This is a genomic window from Photobacterium sp. OFAV2-7 (genome assembly GCF_022347985.1).
Taxonomy (GTDB): Bacteria; Pseudomonadota; Gammaproteobacteria; order Enterobacterales; family Vibrionaceae; genus Photobacterium.
Window position 1 is genome coordinate 1 of record NZ_JAKRFQ010000507.1, and the last position, 3717, is coordinate 3717.

3 protein-coding genes are annotated in these 3717 nt (G+C 46.7%); all 3 read right to left on the reverse strand.

The features are described from left to right. Positions 1-489 (reverse strand): hypothetical protein (locus MHN01_RS19900; protein ID WP_239412946.1); only part of this gene is annotated, 489 nt, incomplete at its 3' end. A 918-nt stretch (positions 490-1407) separates the two neighbouring features. After that, on the reverse strand, positions 1408-1947 hold the full coding sequence (locus tag MHN01_RS19905; protein ID WP_239412948.1) for a recombinase family protein: 540 nt from the start codon (positions 1945-1947) through the stop codon (positions 1408-1410). A 253-nt stretch (positions 1948-2200) separates the two neighbouring features. Then, positions 2201-2872, reverse strand: a complete 672-nt coding sequence (locus tag MHN01_RS19910; protein ID WP_239412950.1) for a hypothetical protein — start codon at positions 2870-2872, stop codon at positions 2201-2203. Positions 2873-3717: the final 845 nt, after the last annotated feature.

The window sequence follows — 3717 nt, forward strand, 5'->3', positions numbered from 1 at the left end:
ACCGCCGCTGGCCATTGCTGCGCCGACAATAAACGCAATTAAACCCGTCGACCCGGTTTTGAGATTGAAATTGAACAGGGGCGCGTCGGCCCCCGCGTGTATCCCGCCATCGTTAATGCCCAGCACGATAAAACACAGCCCGATCGACATCACGGCAAACCCGAGGTGGATCACGATGGCTTTCATCAGCTGCTTGTTGAGAAAGGTCTTGGTATTGGTTTGTTCCAGGTACAAGGCCGTCAGCAGCACATAGTCGTTGTTCGAATCGAGCTGGTTTTTGATGGTCTCGAACGAGGACAGTAAGTTATCTGATGATTCGTCTGGTGAGGCGGTTGAGAGCAAGGTCGGGCTGTCGAGAATGTTGGTCATGACTTTTTCGGTGATGGTGAACGCGTTGTAGGTCACGGCACAAGGGAGAATCAGGCCGAAAATGACCGTCAGCATTCCGATGACCGACTTGCGTATGGCTGAGACCGTTGTTTGCTGCATAGTATGTTCCGCCGTAGTGAAATAACCGTATATCGTTGTCTAGCCGATAGAATATTTTGTGACATGCTGAGCCCGGCGACTAATCAAAGTCGGGGGGGAGGCTGCAAACTTAAAGCAGCCCAGTCGCCGCCGGAGGCCATAAGAGCACCTGCCTGACGGCATCATTCGCTTTGGGAGTATCGATGTTTATATGTGATCCTGTCGTTGTTATTGTACATGTGCTGTATTTACTGTATGCGAATATGAGCAATGGTGTATGATTTTTTACTATCAAGGAATTAAATAGCTTGTTCGATTTAGCGCGCAAAAATATCTAAAATAAGTTCTTTACTATTAACAAGGCGGCGGCCTAAACCAGAGTATCTGGTCAAGCTACTGATGTTGTTATTCTTGTTGAGGAGGATTACTTAGACGTTGTTCATTAGTGGCCAATAAAGACTTTGTACATGCCTGTAAACAGATATTTGATCTGCCGCTGCGATACATCTTCTCGCAATTTGCACTGGCGATGGTATGGGGACAGGAATAGGAAGCATCTTTATCCGTGTTCAGCTTCTTGGGCTACTTGTCTTTCCTGTAACGTAATAGCGTATAGGCTGCGTCTTTATTAGGTTTGTGGGGAAAATAGAAGTCCAGTATCTCGTCCTGTTTGTTGATAGTCCGCTATAGGTAATGCTATTTCCTTTTCATTTTGAAAAGGTTAATCGAGCACCTATGATGAATCGCTGCAGAAGAGAGGAAAAGACCGATTATGAAACCAAACAATCTTTTTTTCAGCAAGCTTTTAGCTAGGTACAACCCATCTTGGTATAATTTTGCCTTTTCCTTGAAAAACTTAAATTAACTAGTAGTACATTCCTTAATAGTCGTTACACCACTTTGTCTATAATTTCAGAGTGCTATTCCTATGGAGGATCCTTACCTAAGTACGCTATACACTGTCGTCCGGCTGCACCCTAGTTGTTTACTGATAGCATGTTTGTTCATGCCTTTTTCTGCCAACTCCCTGATTTGTTGGTGAAGCTTAAGGTTGGCGTGCCGACCAAGGTGTCTCCCCTCTGCTTTCGCTTTGGCTCTGCCTTCGTTACAGCGCTGCAAGATACGTTTGCGCTCCATTTCGGCAAAAGCCGAAATGGTTGTGTAAATTACCCGGCCAATGTCGCTGTTGATGTCCACATCCCCCAAATCGTGAAAAACTAGTCCGGCGCCTTTTTTGGCCAGGGTATCGGCGATATTCAGGGCATCGATCGTGTTACGGGCCAGGCGGTCGACTTTCATCACGTGGATCACGTCGCCTTCCCGGGAAAAATCGATCATCGCTTTCAGCTGAGAGCGATCGGAGTCCTTGCCACTGGCATTTTCTTGAAATATTTTCTCGCAGCCAACTTCTTTGAGCTGTTCGACCTGAATCTCAAGGGATTGATCCTTGGCGCTGACCCGCGCATATCCGATGAGCATAAAAAGCACCCAAAACTGAACATTATGATGCGCGTTATTTTATGTACATGTTCATTAATAATCAATTGGACATTATGTGCACTTGATAAGCTGCCTGACTCGGCTGTACAAAAAGTACACCTTTGTGGACATTAGCGGCTTGAAAATACTGGCTGTTTTCAAGGAGAGTGCAAGGTGCTTACTGAAGCTGTGTACGATAAAGTTAAAGTTGAGAGGGAAGCTTACTTTCAGCTTCCTTCTCTTCTTTCAAAAATTAGTTTTCAAAGAATCTGCTTTCTAATGATGGTGCTTGCAAATGCACATTATCGTGAAAGTTATAATAATCCTGACCATTATCCTCTATACATGAGGAGCCGTAGGCCCGTAGCCACAACTTGCGCTTCTCGGCTGAAAGAACGAAGCCCTTATTCATTTCACTGTTAGTCAGGCGGCTTGGGTATGCCCAGCCATTTATTTTTAGTGCGGAAATAGTCAGTATTAGGTGGACCATCTCTTGCTGCTCAGGTGCGATTTCTTCGTGTAAGTATGGAAAGAATTCGGTGTCAGCGTTTGACGCTCTCCAGCCAGTGCACCTGTTAACGTCATCAAGTGAATCATAAGGATGGGAGTGGAATGAACCGATCAATTCTAAGTTTGGCCAGTAACGTTCAAAAAAGGCTTTCTTTGTTTTGATTGACCCAAAGTTAGGTGCAACTGATCCGTGATCACGGGTTGCGGAGGTTTCAATTGTTGCCGTGGTAATGACGCACCGTGCCGGCTTATTACCTTTGGCCGGCAATGAGTGCCCCCATAGAAGACCAAAGGTTTCTATTTGTTCCTTAGGCTTCGAGCGATGTGAGGCTCGATGCTCTATTTCGTATGCTTCAATTGCTGAAGTAAACAGCTGAGGGAGCACTGCATCTTCAATAAATATAGCTGTTGTCATTGTCTTAATCCTAGAACTTAAAGGTCCAGTTAATCATACAGTGCTTTTATGGCTATGTTTTGTTACTAATGACACATAACTATAATTGCCTTTAAATTATAAAACCTTTTATTTAATGATGTTAGGTGATGTAATGTATTACACTTGTAATACATTTTGAGGCTGAGTGTTACGCTCAAATACAAAAGAATAAAAGCAAAATGCCGCCCTGCGACAGCATTCCGGCTCCCTTCGGTTTGTTCTGTTGGCCATCACGAAAGGCGCAGCGTAGGCAGGGCGCATTAACGCTCCGCATCAATTGCCTACCCGGCAAACGACATGGCCAACAAAACGCCCCTCCGTCCGCCTTCATCGCAGGGCCCTGAAGCGCTTTGTTACCAACCCCTATCCCCCAAGCTTGGGGGTATAAGCGTCAATGTTAACATAATGAAATTTATGCGAACTTGTTACGCCGCTAGCGCCAGGCAAGCTGTCGGCGGCTGGGCAAATTCAGGCATAAAAGCATTATGTGTAAATTGGCGCGCAGCCTTGGAAAGCAGGCTGTAAGGCCGCCGGGCAAGCCGGCGAGTGTTTGTCGCCTCATGGCTGCGCCATCAGGCGGGCAGGGCGGCGCACCAAAACCCAAACAGCGTGTTTTCGTGCGGTCACTTCCTTCGTCAATCGCAACTCATTTGTACGCTGCTGGTTATGTGGTCCGCTCCCTTTGGCTTTATCGCAGGCATGGTTCGGTGAACATTCGTTCCACCGTAACCATGCTCCTTTGGCTCCGGCATGTTGGCCGTGCCGGCCAATCACCAGGTCGCAAGCGCCACTGGTCCACCACAGCCCCCACCCACCCGAGCTTC